Raw genomic sequence first — 24,312 nt, 5'->3', positions numbered from 1 at the left:
ATTGACAGGTGTCGAATCAGGAGGCAACCCAACAGGCGATGCGCTGCCGGTGACCGAGGGCCGATGCGGGCTACCGCTTGCGCGCGGTGACGAGCAGGTACTCGGCGTCGTAGTGTGTCCGACGGGGCGCATCGGCCCGATTCCACGCGGTGAGGAATTGCAGGAAGTCCCGCTCGAGGTTCGCGATCCGATCCGGATCCGCGGCATTGTGGCGGTGCACGGCGATCGTCGGGCCGTAGTTGCGTTTCCAGAACTCCCGGAACTCGGTCGGGTCTGCGAAGCGGTCGATCGCGAGCGACTGGCGGTGCGCGTCGAGCGCGGTCACCCGGTCGCCGAACAAGTCGCGGACGTGTTGCTCGTCGCCCCACAACGGCGGCGGGGTCGCACCGCGCGGCGGGGGCGGTGCGTAGGGTGCCATGGTCTTGAACAGGTTGCCGATCAGACCCTGCGGTGTCCAGTTGATCATCGCGATGGTGCCGCCGGGTCGGCAGACGCGCAGCATCTCGTCGGCGGTCTGCTGATGGTGCGGCGCGAACATGGCCCCGACGACCGAGATGACCGCGTCAAAGCTGTCGTCGTCGAACGCCAATGCCTCGGCGTCGGCCTCGACCCAGTCCAGCTCGACGCCGCGCTGGGCGGCGATCGCTCGCCCTGCGTCGAACAGTTCCGGCGTCAGGTCCGACGCGACGACGGTGGCGCCGCGCGCTGCGGCCGGGATCGCGGCGTTGCCGCTGCCGGCGGCGACGTCGAGCACCCGCTGGCCGGCGCGGATATCGGCTGCCTCCACGAGCACCTCGCCGAGGGTCGGAATCAGCTCGGCGGCGACGGTCGGGTAGTCGCCGGAGGCCCACAACGCCCGGTGCTTGGCCTTGAGCGCGCGGTCGGTGTCTGTATCGGTGGGAATGGTGGTCATGTCGTTTCCTCGTCCTCGATGGTGGGTGCCGGATGTCGGCATACCAATAGACGACGGCCGGCCCGGAAGGACGCACGCAAGCTGATTTTCGGCGGAATGCGTCAGCCGACAGTGAGCTGGGCGCGGTGGAAGTCGAAGTGCTTGCCCGGGTATCGGTAGACCTGCTCGAGGGTCATGGTCTCGGTGAAGAACGGATCCCAGCGCACCGGGAACGCCATGCTGAGCCGTAGGTTCGTCTCGGATTCCCGGGTGAGGGAGCGTTGCAGCTTCGCGATGACGCGGTCGCATTGGCGGCCCATCCGCCTTTGGTTGAAGACGGTGGCCGCCGCGCACGAGCCGAAATAGTTGATCTGGTGGAACACCGGTGTCGCGGCGTTCAGGGCGCGGGCGAACCCTCGGCCGACCGGGTCGGGCAGCCGGGAGAATACCCGGACCATGATCAGCAGCCGCCGGACGACCATGTAGCCGAACACCATGTGGAACAGCAGTTGCTCGTTGGTCCAGCGGGTGCCGGACGAGCGCCGAGCGAGCTGCTCGGTACTCGCGCCGTCGACCAACTCGTGCAACGCGACCCGGGCCCGCTCCAGATCGGCGGCGATCGCGGCCCGATCAACCGGTGGCGGCTCGGACATCATGTGCCCCAACTGTTTCGAGAGGTTATCCGGCGACAGGAGAACGGCGTTCGAGGAAGACGGTGTCCCGCCAGATCCCGTCGAGCTGGGCGATGCGTTCACGGACACCGAGGGTGCGGAACCCGGCGGAGTGGTGCAGGGCGATGGAGGCCCGATTCTCCGGGAAGATCGAGGTCTGCAGCGTCCACAGCCCGGCCTCGTCCGCGGCGATCACCTGGGTACGCAGCAGTGCCTTTCCGACGCCTCGCCCGCGCATGCCGTCGGCGACGTAGACGGAGTTCTCGGCCACCCCGGCGTAGCAGTCCCGTCCGGAGGTCGGGGACAGCGCGGCCCAGCCGACCACAATGTCGTCGATCTCGGCGACCCACCGATGCCCCGGCAGCCACTGCGCGTCCAGAGCGGTCTGGAGGGGGACCTCGGTGGTGAAGGTGGCAGTGCGGGTGGCGATGCCCTCGCCGTAGATCCGGCGCACCGCGTCCCAATCCTGCTCGGCCATGGGGCGGACGGTGACGTCGTCGGGCAGGTCGTCCGGGCAGCACGGGCGCGGGGTCAGCACCCCCATCACCGCGTCCGCGGCGTGCGGCAACCCGGTGCAGCACGCCGGGTTGACCATGACGACGGTGCTGGTGCTCCGCTTGTGCACCGAGACGAAACCGACATCGGCGAGCTTGCGGACGTGGTGCGAGACGGTCGGCTGCCCGATCCCCAAGGCCTCCGCGAGCTCGCCCACGGTGATCCCGGCCGGACGGGAGGCGACCTGATGCAGCAGCCGCACCCGGGTCGGATCGGCCAGGCAGGCGAACCACCCGGCGTAGGTGGCCGCGTCCTCCGGCGCCAACGCATCCACTTCGCCGGGGGTGCGGACGGTGGGCATGTCCAGGGAAGTCATGCCCACCACTATATCGATATCCATCGATGGTTGCATTCATCGACGCACGTCGATACTCTCCGATAGCAGAAGATCGATGAACGTCGATGGAAGGATTTTCGAGATGAACACCATGCCCGTAGTCGTCGTAGGCGCCGGACCGATCGGCCTCGCCGCCGCCGCCCAGCTGCGTGAACGCGGCCTGACCCCGCTGGTCTTCGAACGCGGTGACAGCGCCGGTGCCGCGATCGCCGAGTGGAACCACGTGCGGCTGTTCTCCCGGTGGGGGGAGCTGATCGACCCGGCCGCCCGCCGCCTCCTCGAGACCACCGACTGGACGGCCCCGGACGACGAGGCGTATCCAACTGGCCAGGACTGGACCCAGGACTACCTGGTCCCGCTGGCCGCCGCACTCGGCAACATCGTGAAACTGGGCACCGAAGTGGTCGGCGTGGCCCGTCGCGGGCGGGACCGGGTCGTCGACGCCGGCCGCGACACCGAACCGTTGTCGGTGCACCTGCGCCGTGCCGACGGCACCGAGGACCGCATCACCGCCCAGGCCGTGATCGACGCCTCCGGGACCTGGACCACCCCCAACCCGCTCGGCGGCGAGGGCCTGCCCGCGCTCGGCGAGAAAGCAGCGGCCGACGTCCTCGAATACCGGGTCCCGAACGTCGACGACCCCGAGGTGCGCGCCCGGTACGCGGGCAAGCACATCGTGATCGCCGGCAGCGGGCACTCCGCGCTGACCGCCATCGTCGCCCTGGCCAATTTGGAGAAGCAGGCGGCGGGCACTCGGATCAGCTGGGTGCTGCGCCGCGGCGACGTCGGCGGAGCCTTCGGCGGCGGCGAGGACGACCAGCTGCCCGCCCGCGGCGCCCTCGGCCTGCGCGCCAAGGCCGCGGTCGACGACGGACTGCTGACGGTGGTTCCCGGGTTCCGCACCGCCACCATCGAACCCCACGGTGACCGGGTGGTGTTGGTGTCCGACACCGGCGCCCGCATCGAGGACGTGGATCGGGTGGTGGCGCTCACCGGGTTCCGCCCCGACCTGTCCTGGCTGTCGGAGATCCGCCTCGGCCTCGATCCGGTGCTGCAGGCCCCCACCGAGTTGGCGCCGCTGATCGATCCGAACGTGCATTCCTGCGGCACCGTCTACCCGCACGGGGTCGCCGAACTGTCGCATCCGGAGCCGAATGTGTTCCTGGTCGGGATGAAAAGCTACGGGCGGGCACCGACGTTCCTGGCGATGACCGGGTACGAGCAGGTCCGCAGCATCGCCGCCGCCCTGGCCGGGGACCACGAGGCCGCCGCCCGGGTCGAACTGACCCTGCCGGAGACCGGGGTGTGCGGCGGCGCCGGGGTGTTCGACGACCCCGACACCCCGGCGGCAGCGGAAGAATCCGTGGGGTGCTGCGCCGCCCCGGACCCGCAGCTGATCGCCCTGTCCACCCGCGCGGGCGGATAACCCGGTGACCGGCACCCGGACCCTGCCGCAGACCGCGTCCCTCGACGAGACCGGTCTGCGGCGGGTGCTGGCGGTACTGTGCCTGACCGAGATCACCAGCTGGGGCATCCTCTACTACGCGTTCCCGGTGCTGTCGGTGTCCATTTCGGCGGACACCGGGTGGTCGCTGCCGGTGCTCACCGCCGCCTTCTCCCTCTCCCAACTCGCCGCAGCACTCACGGGCATCCCGGTGGGACGGATCATCGACCGCATCGGGCCCCGGGTCGTGATGACCGCCGGCTCCGTCGTGGCCGTCCCGTCCCTGCTGGTGGTCGCGGCCGCACCGAACCTGCCGATCTTCTACGCCGGATGGATCGCCGCCGGGATCGCGATGGGCGCGGTGCTGTATCCGCCCGCGTTTGCGGCGCTGACCCGCTGGTACGGCGACAAATACGTCAAAGCCCTGATGATCCTCACCCTCGCCGCCGGGTTGGCCAGCACCGTCTTCGCCCCGCTGACCGCGGCGCTGGTCGGCCGGTACGACTGGCGGGCCACGTATCTCGTCCTCGCCGCGATCCTGGCGATCATCACCGTGCCCGGGCACCTGCTGGGGTTGCGCGGTCGGTGGCCGCACCCACCTGCCCCGACCGGGAACCATCCGGTCGATCACCGGGACGCCTCCCGCAGCCCGGCTTTCCTCGCCCTCGTTGCGGCCCTGAGTCTCGGGGCGTTCGCCGCGTTCGCCGGGGTGTTCAACCTGGTGCCGCTGCTGATCGAGCAGGGCTTCTCCCCATCCCTCGCCGCCCTGACGCTCGGACTCGGCGGTGCCGGGCAGGTCCTCGGCCGCCTCGGCTACCTCCCGATCGCTGCCCGCACCACTGCCCGCACCCGCACCGTGGTGATCCTCGCCGCCACCGCCGCGAGCACCGCGTTGCTCGGGATCGTGACCTCGGTGGTCGCGCTGATTGCTGTCGCCATCGGCGCGGGGCTAGTCCGCGGGATCTTCACCCTGATCCAGGCCACCGCGATCACCGACCGATGGGGCGCCACCCACTACGGGCGCCTGAACGGGCTGATGTCCGCGCCGGTCGTCATCGTCATGGCTCTCGCCCCCTGGGCCGGGACCGCCCTGTCGGCGTGGACGGGCAGCTACGCCCACGCCTACCTGATCCTCGCCGCCCTTGCTGTGGTCGCCGCCCTCATCGGGGCCGCCAGCATCCCCCACCACAGCAAGGCCGCCAATCCTTCTTGAAAACTTGGGTCGGTCTTGGAGTGGCAACGCTCGCTGTCATCGGCGTCGTTGCGCATGGTGGGCCGCGACTCCCACCACCTGGTGAGCAGGCTCAGCCGCGTCCGATAGGGAGCTGATTCGACGGCGGGTGCGTCCCTCTCGCGGGTGGTTCGTCTGAGGAGGTAACTTCCATCCACATCGGGTGGGAGCAAGCCCTTCTTCGAGAGGAATCCTCCGATGTCCACCCACCCGTTCTCTCCCACCGGAACCGGCCACGCGGCCGGCGGCCACGGCGGGGGTGTGAAATGACCGCCCCCGCCGTCCTCGTTGAGGACCTGCACGTCGCCTACGGCACAACCTGGGCCCTCGACGGCGTCGACCTGGAAGCCGCCGCCGGGACCACGCTCGGGGTCCTCGGCCACAACGGTGCCGGCAAGACCACCCTGATCCGCACCCTCACCACCCTGGTGCGCCCCACCGTCGGCCGCGTGCAGATCGAGGGCCTCGACGTCATCGCCGACGCCGACCGGGTGCGCCGCCGGATCGGGGTGACCGGCCAATACGCCGGACTCGACGAATTCCTCACCGCCCGAGAGAATCTGGAGCTGATCGGCCGACTGACCGGGCTGCGCCGCACCGCTCGGGCGCGGGCCGACGCGCTGATCGACCGGCTCGGGCTGCACGAGTACGCGACCCGCCGGGTCGGGGAACTCTCCGGGGGCTCGCGCCGCCGAATCGATCTGGCCGCCAGCCTCGTCGGATCCCCGTCGGTGCTGTTCCTGGACGAGCCGACCACCGGCCTGGACCCGATCGCCCGCGCCGGACTGTGGGACGTCGTGGACGAGCTCACCACTGCGGGCACCACCGTGATGCTCACGACCCAGTACCTCGAGGAGGCCGACCGGCTCGCCGACCACATCGTGGTCCTGCGCCGGGGGCGGGTCGCCGCCCGTGGCACCCCCGCCGAACTGAAACGGATCGTCGGCGGCAAGGTCCTGACCGCCACCGTCCCCACCCACCAACTGGGAAGTCTGCCGTTCATCCCGGACACGGACCGGGTCGACGGCGACCGGGTTCGGGTGTCGGTCACCGTCGACGACGCCCCCGCCGCGACCGCCCTGGTCGCCGGCCTGCACCGCGGAGGCATCGAGGTCACCGACCTGGACGTGACCTCCCCGAGCCTCGACGACGTCTTCACCCACCTCGCCCACACCCCCGGAGCCCACCGATGACCACCACCACGCCCGCGATCGCCCGGGCTTCGATCGGGAACCAGCTCGTCGCTCTGACCGTCCGGAACCTGCGCACCAGTGCCCGGGTTCCGCAATTGCTGATGTTCTCGCTGACCATGCCGATGGCGATGCTGGTGCTGTTCAGCCAGGTCTTCCGCAGTGTCGCGGCCGGCCCGGGCTTCCCGGCGGGGGTCAGCTACATCGTTTTCCTCACCCCGGCGATGCTCGCCGTCTCCACAGTGATGGCCGGCACCAACGCCGGAGTGTCCGCTGCGATCGATCACACCAACGGCCTGCACGACCGCTTCGCGGCCCTGCCGATGCGCGCAGGCCTACCCGGTATCGCTCGCACCATCAATGAGGCCGTGTTCACCCTCGCCCGGGCCGCATTGCTCGGGATCGCCGCCGTGGCTTTGGGTTTCGAGTTCCACGGCAGCGCCGTCGATGCCGTGTCCGCGGTCGTGGTGCTGGTGGTGCTGGCGGGGGCGATGAGCGCGTTGTTCGGACTGATCGGGGATCGGCTGCGGCGCCCGGACGTGGTCCAGTTCGCCGGGATGATGGTGATGATGCCGCTGATGTTCGTCTCGAGTGCGTTCGCCCCGATCGAGACCATGCCCGGCTGGATGCAGGCAATGGCCACGGTGAATCCGGTCGCGCACGCCACCGACGCCCTGCGCGGGCACGTCCTCGGCACCGCCACCGCCGGCGACACCGCCGCAGCCCTGGTTGCGGCGGTCGGGTTGTGGGCGGCGGTGACCGCCGTCCCCGTCCTCACCCGCCTGATTCGGTCGGCCCGCGGCCGCTGAACAACGACGAACCTGCCCTGTCCCTCCCGAGTAAGGAGAGGGACAGGGCAGGCTTTGTGTGCGGCGCCTACCCGGAGCCGGGCACTCTTCTGGCCCCTACCCGCAGAGGGGGTAGAGGCTGGGAGAGCGCTGTGGTCAGCGGATACGCCCGGTGCGGGCGTCGACGGCGCTCATGCGGCGGCGTCGAGCAGATGCAGTTCCTCCGCCACGATCAGATCGACCTCTTCGCTGGTCAGACCCGAAAACAGGTGTGTGGTCAACATCGCTCTCACCTCCTCGCCGCGCTTCTACTGGTACGTCGAATCGGAGAACCCGTCATCGACATCGACACCCATACAGACGAGGCAAACCGGATTCGGACGCAGACTGCGTTCTATCGCGGGTGCGTCCGATTGCGGCCGCCGCCGTCGGTACCGGAGAGGTCGTTCCCCGGGGTCGCCACCGCGCCGCCGGACGGGGATGCTGGAAACGGAAAGGAACCACGGATCATGAGCGAGGAATCGACCACCACCGCGACCGCACCCCATCAGGAGCCAGCTGATCTCGAACAGCTCTGGCGCAGCTTCTCGAGCGATTTGCGGGCCTTCATAGCCCGCAGGGTCTCGCGCCCCGAGGACGCCGACGACATCTTGTCGATCGTGTTCCTGCGGATGGCCAAGAGCCTGGACAATCTGCGCGATCAGGACCGCCTCCTCGGGTGGATGTATGCCATCACCCGCAACGCGATCACCGACTTCTACCGCTCCGCGCCGCACCGGCGTGAGCTGGTCGTCGACGCCGTCCCCGACACTCCACCGGACGACGAATCGGATGTCGACGAGGCGGCGGAGAAGGAACTCGCCTCCTGCCTGGTGCCGATGCTCTCCGGGCTGCCCGCCGAGCAGGCCGCGGCGGTGAAGATGGTCGACCTCGACGCCCGAACCCACGCCGCGGCCGCGGGTGAGGCGGGAATCTCGGTGTCCGGGATGAAATCCCGGGTCCAGCGAGGCCGCGCCGCCCTTCAGGCCCAATTGCACGCGTGTTGTGAGATCAGCCAGGATCGCGCCGGGCACGTGCACGACTACCAGCCCCGCAGCGGCGGATCCTGCGCCTGCGGAGCCACACCCACGACGGACCAGTAGACCGGCACACCCGCTCGAGAGGCGCCCCTAGATCGCGCGACACCACGCACAGACGGCGGTGCGGTGCGAGCCCAACGCTCGCACCGCACCGTTGCCGGGTAAGGACTACTGGCAGCCGCACCCGCCGCCGGCCGTTGCCGCCGGACCGCAGCACGTCGACTTCTCGCTGCGATCGCAGCAGGTGGTCTGCCGTTCGGTGCTGCAACACGTCGGCGCCGCGGCCTGCGGTGTCATGTCCGTCCGATCCGTCGCCGGGGTCTCGAACTCGTTCGGGTTGCTCATGGTGAACTCCTTGATCCGTGGGGATGGGTACCCGAACAGACGGAGGAGAATGGGAATGGACGCAGACCCCGGTCAGTGCCGGCTCAGCCGTTCCGGATCCAGATCGAGTCGTCGCAACAGCTGCGCGTTGAGGGCGACGACGATGGTGGAGATCGACATCAGGATCGCCGCGACCGCGGGGGAGATCGCGACCCCGGCGAACGCGAGGACGCCCGCGGCCAACGGGACGGCGATGATGTTGTAACCGGTGGCCCACACCAGGTTCTGCCACATCTTGCGGTAGCTCGCCTGCGATAGATCGATAATCGACAGAACCGCACGGGGGTCGTCGGCGGCGAGGACGACCCCCGCCGACTCGATGGCGACGTCCGTGCCGGCTCCGATGGCGACACCCACGTCGGCGCGGGCGAGCGCGGGGGCGTCGTTGACCCCGTCGCCGACCATCGCGACGCGGTGGCCGCGGGCCTGGAGTGCCGCCACCTGTGCGTCCTTGTTCTCGGGCAGGACGTCGGCGAACGCCTCGTCGATCCCGAGGTCGGCGGCGACGGCGTCGGCGACCTGCCGGGCGTCGCCGGTGATCATCGCGACCTTCACACCCCGTGCGTGCAGGGCGTCGATAGCCTGCCGGGACTCCTCGCGGACGGCGTCCTCGAGCGCCACCGCGCCGAGCGCCTTCCCGTCGCGGACGACGTGGAGGACGGCGGCGCCGCGCTCGACCCACCGTTTCGTGTGCGCCGCAACGTCGTCGGGGACCGTCACGTTCAGTTCGGCGAGCATTGCCGGTCCGCCGACGGCGACCTCCTCGCCGGCGACCTCGGCGCGGACGCCGCGTCCGGGCAACGACCGGAATTCGGTGGCGGTGCGGCGGGACTCGGCGGGAACCTTCGCGGCAGTCTCGGCGACGATCGCGCGGGCGACCGGGTGCTCGCTATCGGCCTCCACGGCGCCGGCGAGCGCGAGCAGGTCGGTGTCGGTGACACCGGCCGTCGCGACGAGGCCCGTCACCGCGTGCCTGCCCTGGGTGAGGGTGCCGGTCTTGTCGAACAGCACGACGTCGACGCCGCGCATGCGTTCGAGAGCCAGCCGGTCCTTCACCAGCACACCGGCCCTCGCGGCCCGCTCGGTGGAAATGGCGATCACGAGGGGGATCGCCAGGCCAAGGGCGTGCGGGCAGGCGATCACCAGAACGGTGACGGTCCGCACCACGGCCTCGTCCACGTTGCCGAGCAGCGACCACACCACGAACGTGAGAAGTCCTGCGATCGAGGCGAAATAGAACAGGAACGCGGCCGCGCGGTCGGCGAGGGCCTGGGCGCGGGACGAGGACGACTGCGCGTCGGCGACCAGTCGCTGGATGCCGGCGAGCGCGGTGTCCTCCCCCACGGCGCCGACGGTGATCCGCAGCGCGCTGTCGGTGGCGACGGTGCCCGCGACCACGGGGTCGCCGACCGACCGTGGGACGGGGGTGGATTCGCCGGTGATCATCGATTCGTCGACCTCCGCGCGGCCGTCCTCGACGGTGCCGTCGGCGGGAATGCGGCCGCCTGCCCGCACCAGCACCAGGTCGCCGGTGGCGAGTTCGGAGACGGGCACCTCGGTGACGCCGTCGTTGGTGACCCTGTCCGCGGTGTCCGGGAGCAGCGCGGCGAGCGCGTCGAGGGCCCCGGACGCCGACCCCAGTGCCCGCATCTCCAGCCAGTGACCGAGCAGCATGATGACGATGAGAAGCGCCAGTTCCCACCAGAAGTCGAGGTTGAACCCGCCGATCTGCAGGGTCGTCACCCACGACGCGAGGAACGCGACCGTGATTGCCATCCCGATCAGCAGCATCATGCCCGGCTGCCGCGACTTCAATTCGCTCCACGCGCCGGTGAGGAACGGTGCGCCGCCGTAGAAGAAGATCGCGGTACCGACCACCGGCGGAATCCACGACGCACCGGGAAAGTCGGGGACGGTGTAGCCGAGGAGGTCGGCGAACATGTGGCTGAACACCACCACCGGCACCGACAGCGCGAGACTGATCCAGAACTTCTGCCGGAACACCTCACCGTGCGCGCCGTGGCCGGCGTGCCGATCGGTGTGGGCGTCGTGATTTTCGTGTCCGGTGTGCCGGACCTGTTCCATTTCCTTCTGATGATCGTGAGACATGCCTGCTCCCTCGGAAGCTGCTCTCGTGGTCAGGTTTTCAGGAACGCACCAGTCGTGCGATGGCGTCGGTGGCTTCCTTGATCTTCGCGTCCGCCTCGGAGCCGCCCGCGACGGCGGCGTCGACGACACAATGGCTGATGTGGTCTTCGAGCAGACCCAGCGCCACCGCCTGCAGCGCCTTGGTCATCGCCGAGACCTGGGTGAGGATGTCGATGCAGTACTTCTCGTCCTCGACCATCCGCTGCAGACCCCGCGCCTGGCCCTCGATGCGGCGCAGTCGCTTGAGGTAGTCGTCCTTGGCGCTGATGTATCCGTGGCCGGATTCGGTACCGGTGTGCGGTTGCTCGGTCATGATTGTTCCCCTCGGGTGGGAGTGGTCAGGGGTTGGAACCGGCGCAGTCGCAGGCTGTTGCTCACGACGAACACCGAAGAGAATGCCATGGCGGCACCGGCCAGCATGGGGTTGAGCAGGCCCGCCGCCGCCAGTGGCAGCGCCGCGACGTTGTAGGCGAAGGCCCAGAACAGGTTTCCCTTGATCGTGCTCAACGTTCTGCGCGACAACCGGATCGCGTCGGCGGCGGCCCGGAGGTCGCCGCGGACCAGGGTGAGGTCGCTGGCCTCGATGGCCACGTCCGTGCCGGTGCCCATGGCGAGACCGAGGTCGGCCTGCGCGAGCGCGGCGGCGTCGTTGACTCCGTCGCCGACCATCGCGACCACCTTGCCCTCGGCCTGCAGACGCTTGACCACGTCCACCTTGTCCTGCGGCAGCACCTCCGCGATCACCTCGCCGATGCCGACCTGATCGGCGATGGCCCGGGCCGCGGACTTGTTGTCGCCGGTGAGCATGATCGGCGTGAGGCCGAGTTCCCGGAACTGCGCCACCGCCTCGCGGGACGTCGGCTTGACGGTGTCGGCGACGACGAGCACGCCCCGCGCCTGTCCGTCCCAGCCGATCCCGACCGCGGTCTTGCCGTCCGCCTCCGCCGCCTCGACGACCCGCTGGAGTTCGGTGGTGAGGTGCAGCGACCAGTCGCGGAGCAGTTTCGCGCGGCCGATGACCACCGCGTGACCGTCGATCATGCCCTGGACGCCGAGTCCCGCGACGTTGGTGAACTGTTCGACGTCGGGGAGGGTCGTCAGTCGCTCCTTCGCGCCGCGGGTGATCGCCCGGGCGATGGGGTGCTCGGACGCGTCCTCGAGTGCCCCGGCGAACCGGAGAACCTGTTCCTCGTCCTGACCGTCGGCGGCGATCACGTCGTGCAGCGACATCGTGCCGGTGGTGACGGTGCCGGTCTTGTCGACCACTACGGTGTCGACGCGCCGGGTCGATTCCAGAACCTCGGGGCCCTTGATCAGGATGCCCAGCTGGGCGCCCCGTCCGGTGCCGACCATGAGGGCGGTCGGGGTGGCGAGTCCGAGCGCGCACGGGCACGCGATGATCAGGACGGCGACGGCGGCGGTGAACGCGGCGGCGACCGCACCGCCGGTTCCGATCCAGAAGCCGAGGGTCGCGACCGACAACGCGATCACGATCGGGACGAAGATGCCGGAGATCCGGTCGGCCAGGCGCTGCACCTCGGCCTTGCCGGTCTGCGCGTCCTCGACCATCCACGCCATCTGCGCGAGCTGGGTGTCGGCTCCGATTCGGCTGGCACGAACCACGATCCGGCCGCCGACGTTGACCGTCGCGCCGGCCACCTCGGAGTCGGGCGAGACCTCGACGGGCACGGATTCGCCGGTCAGCATCGACGCGTCCACCGCCGACGAGCCCTCGACGACGACGCCGTCGGTGGCGATCTTCTCGCCGGGGCGGACCACGAACAGGTCACCGACGTCGAGCTGGTCGATCCCGATCAGCTGCTCGGTGCCGTCCCGCAGCACCGACACTTCCTTGGCGCCCAGCTCGAGCAGCGCCCGCAGCGCCGCACCGGCCCGCCGCTTGGCGCGGGCCTCGAAATAGCGGCCGGCGAGGATGAACGTGGTGACGCCCGCCGCGGCCTCCAGATAGATGTTGCCGGTGCCGTCGACCCGCGCGATCGTCAGCTCGAACGGGTGCGTCATCCCCGGCATGCCGGCGGTGCCCCAGAACAGCGCGTACAGCGACCAGCCGAACGCGGCCAGCGTGCCCATCGACACCAGCGTGTCCATGGTCGCCGTGCCGTGCCGCAGATTCGTCCACGCGGCCTGGTGGAACGGCCACGCACCCCACACCACGACCGGGGCCGCGAGCGTGAGCGACAGCCACTGCCAGTTGGTGAACTGCAGCGCCGGGATCATCGCCATCGCGATGACGGGGACCGTCAGCACCGCCGACACGAGCAGCCGCTGCCGCAGTCCCGCCGCCGGGTCCTCTTCCTCCGGAGCCGGGGGCTTCACCTCGGGCAGTCGCGCCGTGTATCCGGCCTGCTCCACCGTCGCGACGAGGTCCTCAGGCGAGACGTCGGCGGCGTCGTAGTGGACGCGGGCCTTCTCCGTCGCGTAGTTGACGGTCGCGGTGACGCCGTCGAGCTTGTTCAGCTTGCGCTCGATGCGGTTGGCGCACGACGCGCACGTCATCCCGCCGATGGCCAGTTCGATCTGGGAATCGGGCGGTGCCGCGATGTCGGCCGCGTGGGTCATCACTTCTCCTCCGGTCCGGCGGTGGCGGTGAATTCCGCGGTGTGGACGACGCCGGCGTGCTGGAAGTCCAGGAACAGCCGGTAGTCGCCCGCGCTGGGTGCGGTGACGGCGAAGTCGATCCCGGGACCGGCCGCGGTGACGCCGTCGCCGGGATGTCCGTCGGGGTGGACGTGCAGGTAGCCGAGGTCGGCGGTGCGCAGCGCCACCAGGTGACCGTATGCACCGAGGTACGGCTGCAGATCGGTGACGGGTAATCCGTCGCGGCTCACCGAGAGGGTGACGTTCGACGTCTCGCCCGGTCGCAGCGTGCCGTCGAGTGTGACGGTGTAGCCGTCCACGATGGTGGTCGGCGCGGGTGCGGGCAGTTCCTGTGGGTCGTAGGTGCCGGCCACGCGCAGGTCGGTGCCAAGGGTGACGCCCTCTCCGCCCGCCGGGGTGAAGTCCGCGAACACGCGGTAGTCGCCGCCGCGGGTGAGGTCGAGGGGGACGCTCCACGTTCCGGTCGCGTCGAGCGTCGGGTGCACGTGCTGGAACCCGGCGAGGTCGCGGCGGACGACGATCAGGTGCAGCAGTTTCTCGTGCTCCGGGGTGTAGTCCGTGACGGATACCCCCGAGGGATTCGTGATCCGGAACTGCACCGGGACCGCGGCACCGGCGGCGACCTGGTCGGATGCCAGTTCGAGGGTGTAGCCGTCCGCCGTCGGCGACAGTCCGCCCGGCGTCGAGTCGGCGACGGCGTCATGACCCGCCGCGCCGTGCCCGTCGTCCCCGGCCGTGTGCGCGGCGGGCTCGGCCACGTCCGGGCCGGCAACCGACCCGAGGGCGAGCGCGGCACCGAAGATCACGACGAGGCCGACGGTGAATCCGGCGAACTTGCCGGTTGCGTTCATGATGGGGCTCCTGTGCTGGAGTTTGCCGGCTCAGCCGGCGACTGAGTACCCGGCTTCCGCGACGGCATCCGCGAGGGCGCCCGGGTCGAGGTCGGTGGTGCTCTCGATGACGACCGTGCCGGTGGCCAGATCGACGTTCACGGCGGTGACGCCGGGGAGTTCGCTGATCTCCTCGGTGACCGAGGACACGCAGTGGTCGCAGGTCATGCCGGTGACGGTGACGCTGGAGGTGCTCACGGGGGTTCGCCTCTCTTCGGGGTATCGATGTCTTCTCTGAGAACTACCATACCCCCCTACCGTATTCCCGCAAGCGTGTGCCGAGTCGGTGTTCCTCGCCCACGCGGGCCCGAAAAGGTGATTGAGTGGTGTACCGGATCTCACCGGGAACGGAGCCTGGCAATGTCGATGGACACGTTGCGCACCCAGACGCTGCGCCGCACACCGCTCGCCGAGAACCCCGACCCGGTGCGGAATGCCTGACGACGGCCGGAAGCGGGTGGACGCCACCACCCTGACCGGTGTGCCCGCGACGATGATGTGGACGCTCCGCAACCGCGCCGTCGAGGCGGCGCGCCCGGACACCGCGTTCGAGGACCCGCTCGCCGTGAAGCTCTACGAGACCCTCGACTATCCGTACGAGAACTTCGGGAAACCCGGTCAATCCCACGCCCTGCGCGCGCAGGCGTTCGACGACGAGATCCGGGCATTCCTCGCCGCCCATCCCGACGGAACCGTCGTCGCGCTCGGCGAGGGCTTGCAGACCAGCTACTGGCGGATCGGCGACCCCGACGTCCGGTGGGTGTCGATCGACCTGCCCGAGGTGGTCGCGCTGCGCAGGCAACTGTTGCCGGACGAGCCGAACGTCACCACCCTCGCGGTGTCCGCGCTGGACCGGTCGTGGATGGACCACGTCGACACCGGCCGGGGTGTGTTCGTCTCGGCGGAGGGCCTGCTGATGTATCTGCCGCCCGACGAGTCGCTGTCCCTGATCGGCGACTGCGCCCGGCGATTCCCCGGTGGCCGGATGATGTTCGATTCGGTGCCGAGATGGTTCAGCCGCAAGACGCAGAAGGGACTGCGGATCCACGGCGACTACACCGTCCCGCCGATGCCGTTCCACCTCTCCGCAGGCGAGGCCGCGGAACTGCCCGCACGGGTCCCGGACGTCGCATTCACCCGCGAGGTCGCGTTACCGCTCGGCCGGGGCCTGTGGGGTTCGGCTTTCCTCCGCCGGCTGTCGGATCTACGGCCGCTGCGCGACTCGCGCCCGACGCTGACTCTGTGCGGATTCGCCGCGGATTCGCCGGCTGAGTGCACGCACGTGGACGCTCGCACTCTCGATTGCAGGCTTAGTGCTCCAGGCGCGCCATGTTATAGATGCGGTCGACCAATTATGTCGTACAAAATTAGTGTGGGGCCGACCGAATGTGGGCCGCTGAAGAGGTGACCGCAGCGCAACATACCCGGAGGGATGACACAGATGAACACTGAAAACGAGGAGCCCGATTTCGGCCGGCTCGCCGAGTGGGCGGAGCGTGACATGAAGTTGCCCGAGAACTCCGCAACCGCAAAGAGAGGCCAGGACGCTGCCGCAGACGGCAGGGAGTTGCTGGACCGGGTCGGGGCGGGCCGTCCGTCCTTGGGGCAGGCCGATGGTGTGAGCGGCGAATCGCCTCGCCGGCAGGTCCGGCTGCCGCGTCCGTTGAGTGAGAGACTCGATCGCTTCGCCGAGAATCAGCACAGGAAGCCCAGCGACGTCATGCGCGAGGCGGTCGAGGAGTACCTCGAGGCGCACTCCGGCTAGGTCTAGACCGCGCCCCTGAACCCCATCCGACGAGCGGTGTGGGCCGACCCGCAGCAGAATGGTGCAATGGCGGACCGCGGATTCACCCCCACACAGCTCGCGGCACGTGCCGCGTACCTGCTTCGCGGCAACGACCTCGGCACGATGACGAGCGCCGCGCCGCGCCTGTACCCGCACATGTGGAGTTGGGACGCCGCGTTCGTCGCGGTCGGACTGGCGCCGCTGAGCGTGGAGCGGGCCGTCGTCGAACTCGACACCCTGCTGTCGGCGCAGTGGAAGAACGGGATGATCCCGCACATCGTGTTCGCGAACGGCGTCGACGGATACTTCCCCGGCCCCGGGCGGTGGGAGTGCGGGACCCTCGCGGCGCACGCGCCGAGCGGCACCCAGACGTCGGGGATCACCCAGCCGCCCGTGCACGCCATCGCCGTGCAGCGCATCCTCGACCACTCGCGCAGGCACGGTCGCAGCACCCGCGCCGTCGCCGAGGAGTTCCTCGACCGGCGCTGGCCCGACCTCGTGCGCTGGCACCGCTGGCTCGCCCACGCCCGCGACCTCGACGGCAACGGCCGGATCGCGCTGTACCACGGCTGGGAATCCGGGATGGACAATTCGCCGCGCTGGGACCACTCGTACGCCAACGTCGTGGCCGGGGCGATGCCCGCATATCTGCGCGAGGACCTGTCCCACGTCGCCGACACGGGACAGCGGCCGTCGAACGGCGAATACGACCGCTACCTGTGGCTGCTCGAGGAGATGAAGACCGTCCGCTACGACGACGCGGAACTGGCCACCGCCATGAGCTTCGCCGTGGAGGACGTGTTCGTCAGCGCCGTGTTCTCGATGGCGTGCGAGGTGCTCGCGACCATCGGTGAGGAACATTCGATGCCGAACTCCGATGTTCGGGAACTGCACGGGTGGGCGGCCCGGTTCCGGCAGGGCGTCCTCACGACCACAGACGAACGGTCCGGGGCGGCACGCGATTTCGATCTGCGCAGCGGCCGGTGGATTTCCACCGAAACCCTCGCCATGTTCTCTCCCCTGCTGTGCGGCGGCCTGAGCCGCGACGCCGAACGCGCCCTCCTCCGCACGTTCGAGGGGCCGAAATTCTGCGGCCACCCCGACCTTCGGTACGCCGTGCCGCCGTCGACGTCGCCGGTGTCGGGCGACTTCCGCCCGCGCGAATACTGGCGCGGTCCGGTGTGGCCGGTGATGACGTGGCTGTTCTCCTGGGCGTTCGCCCGCCGCGGGTGGGCCGAGCGCTCGCACCTGCTGCGGTCCGAGGGGCTGCGGCAGGCCAGCGACGGCAGCTTCGCCGAATACTACGAGCCGTTCACCGGGCAGCCCCTCGGCAGCATGCAGCAGTCGTGGACGGCCGCTGCGGTTCTGGACTGGCTGGGCTGACGCCCCCGTGAGTACTTATTAACCACCCGTGGTTAATAAGTACTCACGGGCGCTAGTCGCACAAGCGGATCGGACCGAGTTCGGCGTACCGGTCGCCGGGTCCGGGGTTGTCGGCCGGGGCGGCGCCGCCGAGGTGGTGCATCACTCCCCAGACGGCGTTGAGCGCGGTCTGCACGGCGCCCTCCGCCCAGCCCGCGGTCCACGAGATGTCGTCGCCGGCCAGGAAGATGCCGCGATGCCGCGGGTCGAGTTCGTCCTGCACGAAATGGCTGAACAGCCGCTCCTGGTACCGGTAGTGGCCGGGCAGGTTCGCCTTGAACGCGCCCATGAAGTCGCGCTCGGTCTCCCACGACAGCGTGACGGGTGTCGAGATGATGTGACTGCGGAAGTCGACGCCCGGGTAGATCTCCTCGAGCGACTTGATCATGAGGTTCATCCGCTCGGTCGCGTCGAGCGGCAGGAGTTTGAGCGAATCGTCGGACCACGTGTAGGACAGGCAGATCAGGCCGGGCTTGTCGTCGCCGTGGTCGAGGAGGTAGGTGCCGCGGCTCATCCGGTCGGTCAGCGTCATGCTGACGAGGTCGCGGCCGGTGACCGGGTCCTTGTCCTTCCAGAATGGACGGTCCACGAGGGCGAACACCTTCGTCGAACCCATGTAGTGGGTGCGTTCGATGGCGGTCCAGTGGTCGATCGGGAACAGGTCGTCGTCGCAGTGAATGTTGTTGAGCAGCATCCAACTCTGCGCGGTGAAGACGGCGGCCGGGTAGGTGCGGATCTCACCGGACGAGTCGGTGACCGTCACCTGGTGCGGTGCGGTGCGCCGGACCTCCGTGACGCGGGGACGGGTTTCCCCGCCGTTCAGCGAGCGCACCGACGTGCCGTCCGGCCAGTGCGCCATCCCCGACGGGGTGTCCGTCCACAGGTGCAGCGGCAGTTGCTGCGACCCGCCGACGATGCCGCGGTGGTGGTCGTCGGCGGCGGTGATCACGACGCGCAGGATCTCGAGGATCGAATTGGGGAAATCGGTGTCCCAGCCGCCTGTTCCGAAACCGACCTGCCCGAACACTTCCCGGTGCCGGAACGACGCGAAGTGCTTGGACGACGCGAGGAAGCCGTAGAACGTCTGATCGTCCAGCCGGACCACGAGGTCGTTCCAGATCCGCTTGAGTTCGGCGGTGTCGCGATCGCGGATCGCCTGCTGGAGCGGGATCAGTTCGGCGTGGTCCTCGAGGGTGCGCTGCCACGCGTCGGAGACCTCCCGGAACACGGGCGGCAGATCGTCGAGGTGCTGCGCGTAATAGGTTTCGCCCTTGAGGTCGATGACCGTGCTGGGGGTGGCGTCGGCGAGCGGGTTGGGGAACGCCTCGGTCCGCAGCCCGGTGGCGTCGAGGTAGTGGAACAGGGTGGTCGACGACGGTGGGAACCGCATCGCGCCCATCTCGGCCACCACACCCGGGTGGCCCTCGAACGGCTGCGACCGCATCCGGCCACCGATCTGATCCGCCTCGTAGACAATCGGTTTCAGGCCCAACTTCATCAGCTCGTACGCGGTGACCATGCCCGACAGTCCGCCGCCGATGACCGCCACCTCGGTGCCGTGCCGGTCGGCGGGCACCGCACCGAGGCCCGACGGGTGGGTGACGTAGTCGTCGTAAGCGAAAGGGAAATCGGGACCGAACATCGTCAGCGGCGGGACGTCGGTGTCCGTGGCGGTGCTGTCCGGGGTGACGGGGATCGTCATGAAGTCTTCTCCTGCGGGAAGGGGTAGAGGTCGACGCGTCGGTCGTCGAGATGGGTGTTCTCACGGCGGGATCGGTGGAGGACGTCGAGTTCGAGGTCGACGACAGCCAGTTCTTCGTGGCGGCCCGCCCGGGCGAGTTCGGTGCCGTCGGGTGCGACCGCGCAACTGGACCCGCAGTAGTCGAGGTCGGTTTCGGTGCCGCACCGGTTGACGTACGTGACGAACATCTGGCTCTCGTAGGCCCGGGTGGGGACGACGCTCTCCGCGATGAATTCGTACGGACTCATCAGACCGGTGGGGACGACAAGCCACTGGGTTCCCCGGTCGGCATGGGCGCGAACGGCTTCCGGGAACTCGACGTCGTAGCAGATCAGGAGTCCGCACCGGATGCCGTCGTGGTCGAACTGGACCACCAATTCGTCGCCGGCCGCGAAGTGCGACCGGTCGAGTTCGCCGAACAGGTGCGTCTTGCGGTAGTTCGCCAGCGACGTTCCGGACGGATCGAGAGCCTGCACGCTGTTGTAGACGACGCCCGCGTCCGCCTCGGGGTAGCCGTAGACGACGGTGATCCCGGACTCGCGAGCGATCTCCGCGATCCGTGCCGCGATCGGTCCGTCCGCGGGTTCGGCCCGCTCAGCGATGAGGGATCCGATGTTGTAGCCGGTGACCGCCATTTCCGGGCAGACCAGGATGGACGCCCCGGATGCGGCCGCGCTCTGCGCGGCGGAGGCGATGGCGGAGAGGTTCGCCGCGACGTCGAAGGACAGTTCGGGACCTTGGAACAGTGCCGCCCTCATCGCGCCTCGACCTCTTCCGGCCTGCTGCGGAGTTCGGACTTGCGGACGCCGTAGGCGAAGTAGATCGCGAGCCCGACCGCCATCCACAGCGCGAACGCCACCCACGTCGAGACGCCGAGGCCGAACAGCAGCAGCGCGCAGAACACCACGCCGAGGACCGGCATCAGCGGGAACAGCGGGGTCCGGAAACTGCGGTGCAGGTCGGGGTGGCGGCGGCGCAGGATGATCACGGCTATGTTGACGAGCATGAACGCGAACAGCGAGCCGATGCTCGTCGCGTCGGCCAGTTCGCCCAGCGGCACGAACCCGGCGAGCGCGGACACGATGGCGCCGACGACGACGATGTTGACGACGGGCACCCGGGTGCGCGGGCTGACGCGGGAGAAGATCCGCGGCACGAGACCGTCGAGCGACATCGCGTACAGAATGCGGGTCTGTCCGTACATCACGGCGAGGACGACGCTGGCGATGGCGATCACCGCGCCCGCGGACAGGAAGATGGCGGGCCAGGTGCTGGTGGTCGCGGCATTCAGGATGGTCGCGAGCGCGGCGCCCTCACCGGCGATGTCCTGCCACGGCATCGCCCCGACGGCCGCGATCGCGACCAGGCAGTAGAGGATCGTGACGATCAGGAGCGAGAGGATAATGGCGCGGGGAAGGTCGCGCTTCGCGTTCTTCGCCTCGTCGCCGGCGGTCGACGCGGCGTCGAACCCGATGTAGGCGAAGAACACCTGGGACGCCGCGGCCGTCACGCCCGCCGCGCCGAGGGGAATGAACGGTGCGAAGTTCCCGGCGCGGAACGCGGTGAACGCGACCGCGCAGAAGAACACGAGCACGAGGATCTTCAGGGCCACCATGACCGTGTTCACCAGGGCGCTCTCCGACGCCCCCCGGGTCAGCAGGACCACCGCAACGAGCACGATGACGATGGCGGGCACGTTGACGATGCCGCCTGCTCCCGGTGATTCGCTGATCGCGGCGGGGAGCGCGATGCCGAACATGCCGTGGAGTAGTTCGTTGATGTACTCGCCCCAGCCGACGGCGACGGCCGCGACCGAGACACCGTACTCGAGCATCAGGCACCAGCCGCAGATCCATGCGAACAGTTCGCCCATCGTCGCGTAGGTGTACGAGTAGGAGCTGCCGGAGACGGGGATGCTGCCCGCGAGTTCGGCGTAGGAGAGGGCGGAGAAGAGGGCGGTGAACGCCGCGAGCACGAAGGCGAGGACGACGGCGGGGCCGGCCTTGGGTGTCGCCTCGCCGAGGATGACGAAGATGCCCGTGCCCAGCGACGCACCGATGCTCAGTGCGGTGAGGTGCACCAGGCCCATCGACCTCTTGAGACCGTGACCGGGTTCTTGGTCGTTGCGCGCCACGATAGCGTCGACCGATTTGCGGGCGCGCAGTGCGCCGGCGAGTCCGGGCGGGCGCGGAGAAATCTTGGTGATGTCCAACGTTGAGCTCCTGAGCGGTGGAGTGATGCGCACAACAATGAACGGGCGAGCCGTGACTGTCAACACATGTTTCCTAAACCGCTTGACGGTTTCCTAGCGGGAGGTGGGCCGGACATCGTCCGGTAGTGCTGGGGCCAGAATCCACAGAACGGTCGCGGTGTCGTCGCCGAGCGCGCGGAAGCTGTGCGGCAACTGCGGGGAGAAGGTGAACGCGTCCCCGGTCGCGAGCGACACGTCCTCGCCTGCCCCCGGGCCGTTGAAGGAAATGCAGATCTCGCCCGACACGACGTAGACGAAGGCGACGTCGACCGGCAGTTCGTACGTTTCCGAGCCGCTCCCGCCGCCGGGTTCGATCCGGCTCAGGAGCGACTGGACGCGGCGCTCACCAAACGGGGTCAACAGGAACTCGGCCATGCGCTCCCCGCCGAAGCTGATCGGCGGGTAGGCGTCGGCGCGTACCACCTCACCTGCGGCGGAGCTCTCGAACAGCGACCCGACGGGAATGTTCAGGGCGGCGCAGATCCGCACCAGCGTGGCGACGGACGCGCTCGCGTGGTCCCGCTCGATCTTCGACAGGTAGCCCTTGGTGATGCCGCAGCTCGCGGCAAGTTCGTCGAGCGTGAGGCGCTGTGCCTGCCGGGCCGCCTTGAGCCGGGGGCCGATCCTGGGCGCGTCGACGCCCGACGCACCTTCGGTTGCGAGGTCGTTCGCCATGCATCGATCCTTCGTTGTGTCTCGTATAGGAAACAGGTGTTGACAAGAATGCGTTCCAAGGAAACGATACGACGAAGCCACGTCTCCGGCACACACCGAAGGATTCCGATGACTACAGACCACGACGCAATAAAGGGCCCCGTCGACGCGACCCGCACCCCGCGCTACGCCGAACCCAGCACGTTCGCCCGCCTCCCCCGGCTCGACGAGGTTTCCCGCGCCGACGTCACGGTGCTGGGTGTTCCGTTCGACTCCGGCGTGAGCTACCGTCCCGGCGCACGCTTCGGCCCCGGCCACATCCGCGCCGCGTCGAAGCTCCTGCGCCCGTACAACCCCGCACTCGACGTGCACCCCTTCGGTGCGCAGCAGGTCGCCGACTTCGGTGACATCGGCGTCAATCCGTTCGACATCCAGGAAGCCCTGGCCACCGTCGACGGTGCCGTCACCGACCTGCGCAAGGACGGCTCGACCGTGCTGACGCTCGGCGGCGACCACACCATCGCCCTGCCGATCCTGCGTTCCCTCGCCCGCGACCACGGTCCGATCGCCGTCCTGCACTTCGATGCGCACCTCGACACGTGGGACACCTACTTCGGCGCCCCCTTCACGCACGGCACCCCGTTCCGGCGGGCCAGTGAGGAGGGGCTGATCGACCTCGAGCGGTCGCAGCACATCGGCATCCGCGGCCCGCTGTACAGCAAGAAGGACCTCGAGGACGACGCCGTTCTCGGCTTCCAGGTCATCCGGTCCGACGACTACGAGGTGGACGGCGTCGCCAGCATCGTCGAACGGATGCGTCGACGGCTCGACGGCGGTCCGGTCTACGTGTCCGTGGACATCGACGTCCTCGATCCCGCGCACGCGCCGGGCACCGGCACACCCGAGGCCGGCGGCATGACGTCCCGCGAACTGCTGAACACGCTGCGCGGACTCGTCGGCCTCAATGTGGTCGGCGCCGACATCGTGGAGGTCGCGCCCGCATACGACCACGCCGAGATCACCGGCATCGCGGCAGCGCACGTCGCGTACGAGTTGCTGTCGGTGCTCGCGATCAACGCGTCGTCGGCTCCCGGACGGGCAGGCCGCGGCGAGGCACTCCGGCAGGCGGCGTATGTGACGAAGTGACGCCGCCGGCCCCGGTCAATCGCGCGAGCGTCAACCGGGGCAATCCGGTCGGGTACTCGAACGGTGCGAAAAGCGCATTCCATACCCGTCGCCACGCCGTACTCGTTCGCCGAGATGTTCGTCTGGCCAGGGTTGCAGCACTGCCGCTTTCGCCTTTTCGTCAGACGGCGAGAGTAATGGTCCAAGACGCGTCCCCGCGGGACGGACTCACCGTGTTGGACTAATTCGAGTTGCTTGTTCGAGGCAGGCGCGGGGGCCAACGTATGTGTAAGGAGAACCTCGCCACAAACTGCACGGCTATGTGCCCGAGAAGGTGTCCAGGTCCAGGCTGACCTCGATCCCATTCTTCTCCACGACGATCCGCGGATGCTCGGCCCCGGTCGCCGCTAGGTACTGCCGCAGCGTCGAGAGGAGCAAGTCGTCGCGCCGCTCGATCTTCGACACCGCCGCCTGCTCCACGCCGAGCACTTTCGCCACCTCGGTCTGCGTGAGATCACCGGCCCTACGGATGTCGGCGAGAGTCTGCACGTAGACCCGGTTCATTTCCGCCGTCTCCGCACGGACACGCTCCACCTCACTGGTGATGGCGGAGTGCGCCGTCAGCTCTGCGATCCTCTCGTTCGCCCGCCTGAACGTGCGCTTGTCAGTCATGATCCTCACCTCGGGTTTCGAAGAGCCACTGCTCGATCGCCGCATCGGCACGAGAACCGACGCTGTTGTAGAACACATCCCCCATCTGCGCCTTGTCCCCCGCGAACAGCGCCACCACCACGACGTCGGTGCCCAGCGGGAACCAGCAGATCACCCGGACCGCGACACCCTCGTCGAACGGGTGCGAGGTCCGCCACACCGGATACCCGCCTGGACTGACGCACCCGCTTCAATCCTGGCAGATCCACCGATGGTGGTTCCTCCAGTGCGGCCAGATCCGCCAACGCGGCCGTCACATGTGCCAACACCTGCACCGCGTGAGCGTCCCCACGCTCCGCCTGCTCCTCGAGGCGATCGAGGTAGGCGAAGAAGTCTTCCGGCATGTCGACGATCACCCACAGAGCATTCCATTGATGGAATAGTCCGTCAATGG

23 protein-coding genes and 1 pseudogene are annotated in these 24,312 nt (G+C 69.0%); 9 read left to right on the top strand and 15 right to left on the bottom strand.

Annotated features, from left to right (window positions below):
- Window positions 1-70: 70 nt before the first annotated feature.
- The 3 genes from JWS14_RS18625 to JWS14_RS18615 form a co-directional block, all read right to left on the bottom strand.
- Entirely contained in the window at window positions 71-913 is an 843-nt protein-coding gene (locus JWS14_RS18625; RefSeq protein ID WP_206014036.1) for a class I SAM-dependent methyltransferase, read from the bottom strand.
- 101 nt (window positions 914-1,014) lie between these two features.
- Window positions 1,015-1,545 (bottom strand): DinB family protein, encoded by a 531-nt coding sequence (locus JWS14_RS18620; protein WP_206016090.1) that lies wholly within the window; start codon window positions 1,543-1,545, stop codon window positions 1,015-1,017.
- 25 nt (window positions 1,546-1,570) lie between these two features.
- Window positions 1,571-2,434 carry a helix-turn-helix domain-containing GNAT family N-acetyltransferase gene (locus JWS14_RS18615; protein WP_072944999.1) on the bottom strand — a complete coding sequence of 288 codons (864 nt, stop codon included), beginning with the start codon at window positions 2,432-2,434 and terminating at the stop codon, window positions 1,571-1,573.
- 103 nt (window positions 2,435-2,537) lie between these two features.
- On the opposite strand from JWS14_RS18615, the gene JWS14_RS18610 reads away from it, so the two are divergent.
- The 5 genes from JWS14_RS18610 (at window position 2,538) to JWS14_RS18590 (ending at window position 8,250) form a co-directional block, all read left to right on the top strand.
- The gene (locus JWS14_RS18610; protein WP_206014035.1) at window positions 2,538-3,881 is read left to right on the top strand and encodes an NAD(P)-binding domain-containing protein; all 1,344 of its coding nucleotides are present in this window, start codon (window positions 2,538-2,540) and stop codon (window positions 3,879-3,881) included.
- A 4-nt stretch (window positions 3,882-3,885) separates the two neighbouring features.
- Window positions 3,886-5,112: an MFS transporter gene (locus tag JWS14_RS18605; protein WP_206014034.1), complete on the top strand. Its 1,227-nt coding sequence runs from the start codon at window positions 3,886-3,888 to the stop codon at window positions 5,110-5,112.
- 284 nt (window positions 5,113-5,396) lie between these two features.
- Window positions 5,397-6,323 (top strand): ATP-binding cassette domain-containing protein, encoded by a 927-nt coding sequence (locus JWS14_RS18600; RefSeq protein WP_206014033.1) that lies wholly within the window; start codon window positions 5,397-5,399, stop codon window positions 6,321-6,323.
- On the top strand, window positions 6,320-7,129 hold the full coding sequence (locus JWS14_RS18595) for an ABC transporter permease (RefSeq protein WP_206014032.1): 810 nt from the start codon (window positions 6,320-6,322) through the stop codon (window positions 7,127-7,129). The genes JWS14_RS18600 and JWS14_RS18595 overlap by 4 nt, the downstream gene beginning before the upstream one ends.
- 488 nt (window positions 7,130-7,617) lie before the next feature.
- Window positions 7,618-8,250, top strand: coding sequence for a sigma-70 family RNA polymerase sigma factor (locus JWS14_RS18590; RefSeq protein WP_095865344.1), 633 nt, complete (start codon window positions 7,618-7,620; stop codon window positions 8,248-8,250).
- Between the two features lie 105 nt (window positions 8,251-8,355).
- Here the strand turns inward: JWS14_RS18590 and JWS14_RS18585 are convergent, their stop codons facing one another.
- The 6 genes from JWS14_RS18585 to JWS14_RS18560 form a co-directional block, all read right to left on the bottom strand.
- The gene (locus JWS14_RS18585) at window positions 8,356-8,532 is read right to left on the bottom strand and encodes a hypothetical protein (RefSeq protein ID WP_179377871.1); all 177 of its coding nucleotides are present in this window, start codon (window positions 8,530-8,532) and stop codon (window positions 8,356-8,358) included.
- A gap of 72 nt (window positions 8,533-8,604) precedes the next feature.
- Entirely contained in the window at window positions 8,605-10,680 is a 2,076-nt protein-coding gene (locus JWS14_RS18580) for a heavy metal translocating P-type ATPase (protein WP_206014031.1), read from the bottom strand.
- A 37-nt stretch (window positions 10,681-10,717) separates the two neighbouring features.
- Entirely contained in the window at window positions 10,718-11,032 is a 315-nt protein-coding gene (locus JWS14_RS18575; protein ID WP_206014030.1) for a metal-sensitive transcriptional regulator, read from the bottom strand.
- The gene (locus tag JWS14_RS18570) at window positions 11,029-13,299 is read right to left on the bottom strand and encodes a heavy metal translocating P-type ATPase (protein ID WP_206014029.1); all 2,271 of its coding nucleotides are present in this window, start codon (window positions 13,297-13,299) and stop codon (window positions 11,029-11,031) included. The genes JWS14_RS18575 and JWS14_RS18570 overlap by 4 nt, the downstream gene beginning before the upstream one ends.
- Entirely contained in the window at window positions 13,299-14,189 is an 891-nt protein-coding gene (locus JWS14_RS18565) for a hypothetical protein (RefSeq protein ID WP_095865341.1), read from the bottom strand. Before JWS14_RS18565 ends, JWS14_RS18570 begins: the two co-directional genes overlap by 1 nt.
- 30 nt (window positions 14,190-14,219) lie before the next feature.
- Window positions 14,220-14,426 (bottom strand): heavy-metal-associated domain-containing protein, encoded by a 207-nt coding sequence (locus tag JWS14_RS18560; RefSeq protein ID WP_095865340.1) that lies wholly within the window; start codon window positions 14,424-14,426, stop codon window positions 14,220-14,222.
- A 235-nt stretch (window positions 14,427-14,661) separates the two neighbouring features.
- On the opposite strand from JWS14_RS18560, the pseudogene JWS14_RS18555 reads away from it, so the two are divergent.
- The 3 genes and pseudogenes from JWS14_RS18555 to ggh all read left to right on the top strand — a co-directional run.
- A pseudogene (locus JWS14_RS18555) lies at window positions 14,662-15,480 on the top strand (class I SAM-dependent methyltransferase); the annotation flags it as partial.
- 189 nt (window positions 15,481-15,669) lie between these two features.
- The gene (locus tag JWS14_RS18550; RefSeq protein ID WP_072945113.1) at window positions 15,670-15,993 is read left to right on the top strand and encodes a ribbon-helix-helix domain-containing protein; all 324 of its coding nucleotides are present in this window, start codon (window positions 15,670-15,672) and stop codon (window positions 15,991-15,993) included.
- Window positions 15,994-16,059: 66 nt separating this feature from the next.
- Window positions 16,060-17,397, top strand: coding sequence for a glucosylglycerate hydrolase (ggh, locus tag JWS14_RS18545; protein WP_206014028.1), 1,338 nt, complete (start codon window positions 16,060-16,062; stop codon window positions 17,395-17,397).
- Between the two features lie 52 nt (window positions 17,398-17,449).
- On the opposite strand, the gene JWS14_RS18540 is transcribed toward ggh, so the two are convergent.
- The 4 genes from JWS14_RS18540 to JWS14_RS18525 form a co-directional block, all read right to left on the bottom strand.
- Window positions 17,450-19,138, bottom strand: coding sequence for a flavin monoamine oxidase family protein (locus tag JWS14_RS18540; protein ID WP_206014027.1), 1,689 nt, complete (start codon window positions 19,136-19,138; stop codon window positions 17,450-17,452).
- Window positions 19,135-19,935: a carbon-nitrogen hydrolase family protein gene (locus tag JWS14_RS18535; RefSeq protein ID WP_206014026.1), complete on the bottom strand. Its 801-nt coding sequence runs from the start codon at window positions 19,933-19,935 to the stop codon at window positions 19,135-19,137. Before JWS14_RS18535 ends, JWS14_RS18540 begins: the two co-directional genes overlap by 4 nt.
- Window positions 19,932-21,389: an amino acid permease gene (locus JWS14_RS18530; protein ID WP_206014025.1), complete on the bottom strand. Its 1,458-nt coding sequence runs from the start codon at window positions 21,387-21,389 to the stop codon at window positions 19,932-19,934. The genes JWS14_RS18535 and JWS14_RS18530 overlap by 4 nt, the downstream gene beginning before the upstream one ends.
- 93 nt (window positions 21,390-21,482) lie before the next feature.
- A complete protein-coding gene (locus JWS14_RS18525; protein ID WP_072945029.1) occupies window positions 21,483-22,103 on the bottom strand; it encodes a helix-turn-helix domain-containing protein in 621 nt (206 codons plus the stop codon).
- Between the two features lie 108 nt (window positions 22,104-22,211).
- Here JWS14_RS18525 and speB point away from each other — a divergent pair, with 108 nt between their 5' ends.
- The gene (gene speB, locus JWS14_RS18520) at window positions 22,212-23,228 is read left to right on the top strand and encodes an agmatinase (RefSeq protein WP_072945031.1); all 1,017 of its coding nucleotides are present in this window, start codon (window positions 22,212-22,214) and stop codon (window positions 23,226-23,228) included.
- 297 nt (window positions 23,229-23,525) lie between these two features.
- Here the strand turns inward: speB and JWS14_RS18515 are convergent, their stop codons facing one another.
- Together JWS14_RS18515 and JWS14_RS50115 are read right to left on the bottom strand one after the other, a co-directional pair.
- Complete coding sequence (locus tag JWS14_RS18515; RefSeq protein ID WP_072945033.1) at window positions 23,526-23,879, bottom strand: helix-turn-helix domain-containing protein; 354 nt, start codon at window positions 23,877-23,879, stop codon at window positions 23,526-23,528.
- A complete protein-coding gene (locus JWS14_RS50115) occupies window positions 23,872-24,078 on the bottom strand; it encodes a hypothetical protein (RefSeq protein WP_241031399.1) in 207 nt (68 codons plus the stop codon). Before JWS14_RS50115 ends, JWS14_RS18515 begins: the two co-directional genes overlap by 8 nt.
- Between the last annotated feature and the right edge of the window lie 234 nt (window positions 24,079-24,312).

The organism is Rhodococcus koreensis, assembly GCF_017068375.1.
Taxonomy (GTDB): domain Bacteria; phylum Actinomycetota; class Actinomycetes; order Mycobacteriales; family Mycobacteriaceae; genus Rhodococcus_F; species Rhodococcus_F koreensis.
Note: the sequence above shows the minus strand (reverse complement) of the source record. Positions and strands in the feature narration are given on the sequence as shown.

Coding starts and splice junctions, on each gene's coding strand:
- JWS14_RS18515 (WP_072945033.1), bottom strand. CDS start 23,879: ATGACTGACAAGCGCACGTTCAGGCGGGCGAACGAGAGGATCGCAGAG.
- JWS14_RS18585 (WP_179377871.1), bottom strand. CDS start 8,532: ATGAGCAACCCGAACGAGTTCGAGACCCCGGCGACGGATCGGACGGAC.
- JWS14_RS18535 (WP_206014026.1), bottom strand. CDS start 19,935: ATGAGGGCGGCACTGTTCCAAGGTCCCGAACTGTCCTTCGACGTCGCG.
- JWS14_RS18590 (WP_095865344.1), top strand. CDS start 7,618: ATGAGCGAGGAATCGACCACCACCGCGACCGCACCCCATCAGGAGCCA.
- JWS14_RS18540 (WP_206014027.1), bottom strand. CDS start 19,138: ATGACGATCCCCGTCACCCCGGACAGCACCGCCACGGACACCGACGTC.
- JWS14_RS18615 (WP_072944999.1), bottom strand. CDS start 2,434: ATGACTTCCCTGGACATGCCCACCGTCCGCACCCCCGGCGAAGTGGAT.
- speB (WP_072945031.1), top strand. CDS start 22,212: ATGACTACAGACCACGACGCAATAAAGGGCCCCGTCGACGCGACCCGC.
- JWS14_RS18625 (WP_206014036.1), bottom strand. CDS start 913: ATGACCACCATTCCCACCGATACAGACACCGACCGCGCGCTCAAGGCC.
- JWS14_RS18565 (WP_095865341.1), bottom strand. CDS start 14,189: ATGAACGCAACCGGCAAGTTCGCCGGATTCACCGTCGGCCTCGTCGTG.
- JWS14_RS18575 (WP_206014030.1), bottom strand. CDS start 11,032: ATGACCGAGCAACCGCACACCGGTACCGAATCCGGCCACGGATACATC.
- JWS14_RS18580 (WP_206014031.1), bottom strand. CDS start 10,680: ATGTCTCACGATCATCAGAAGGAAATGGAACAGGTCCGGCACACCGGA.
- JWS14_RS18525 (WP_072945029.1), bottom strand. CDS start 22,103: ATGGCGAACGACCTCGCAACCGAAGGTGCGTCGGGCGTCGACGCGCCC.
- JWS14_RS18550 (WP_072945113.1), top strand. CDS start 15,670: ATGAACACTGAAAACGAGGAGCCCGATTTCGGCCGGCTCGCCGAGTGG.
- JWS14_RS18570 (WP_206014029.1), bottom strand. CDS start 13,299: ATGACCCACGCGGCCGACATCGCGGCACCGCCCGATTCCCAGATCGAA.
- ggh (WP_206014028.1), top strand. CDS start 16,060: ATGGCGGACCGCGGATTCACCCCCACACAGCTCGCGGCACGTGCCGCG.
- JWS14_RS18610 (WP_206014035.1), top strand. CDS start 2,538: ATGAACACCATGCCCGTAGTCGTCGTAGGCGCCGGACCGATCGGCCTC.
- JWS14_RS18620 (WP_206016090.1), bottom strand. CDS start 1,545: ATGTCCGAGCCGCCACCGGTTGATCGGGCCGCGATCGCCGCCGATCTG.
- JWS14_RS18600 (WP_206014033.1), top strand. CDS start 5,397: ATGACCGCCCCCGCCGTCCTCGTTGAGGACCTGCACGTCGCCTACGGC.
- JWS14_RS18595 (WP_206014032.1), top strand. CDS start 6,320: ATGACCACCACCACGCCCGCGATCGCCCGGGCTTCGATCGGGAACCAG.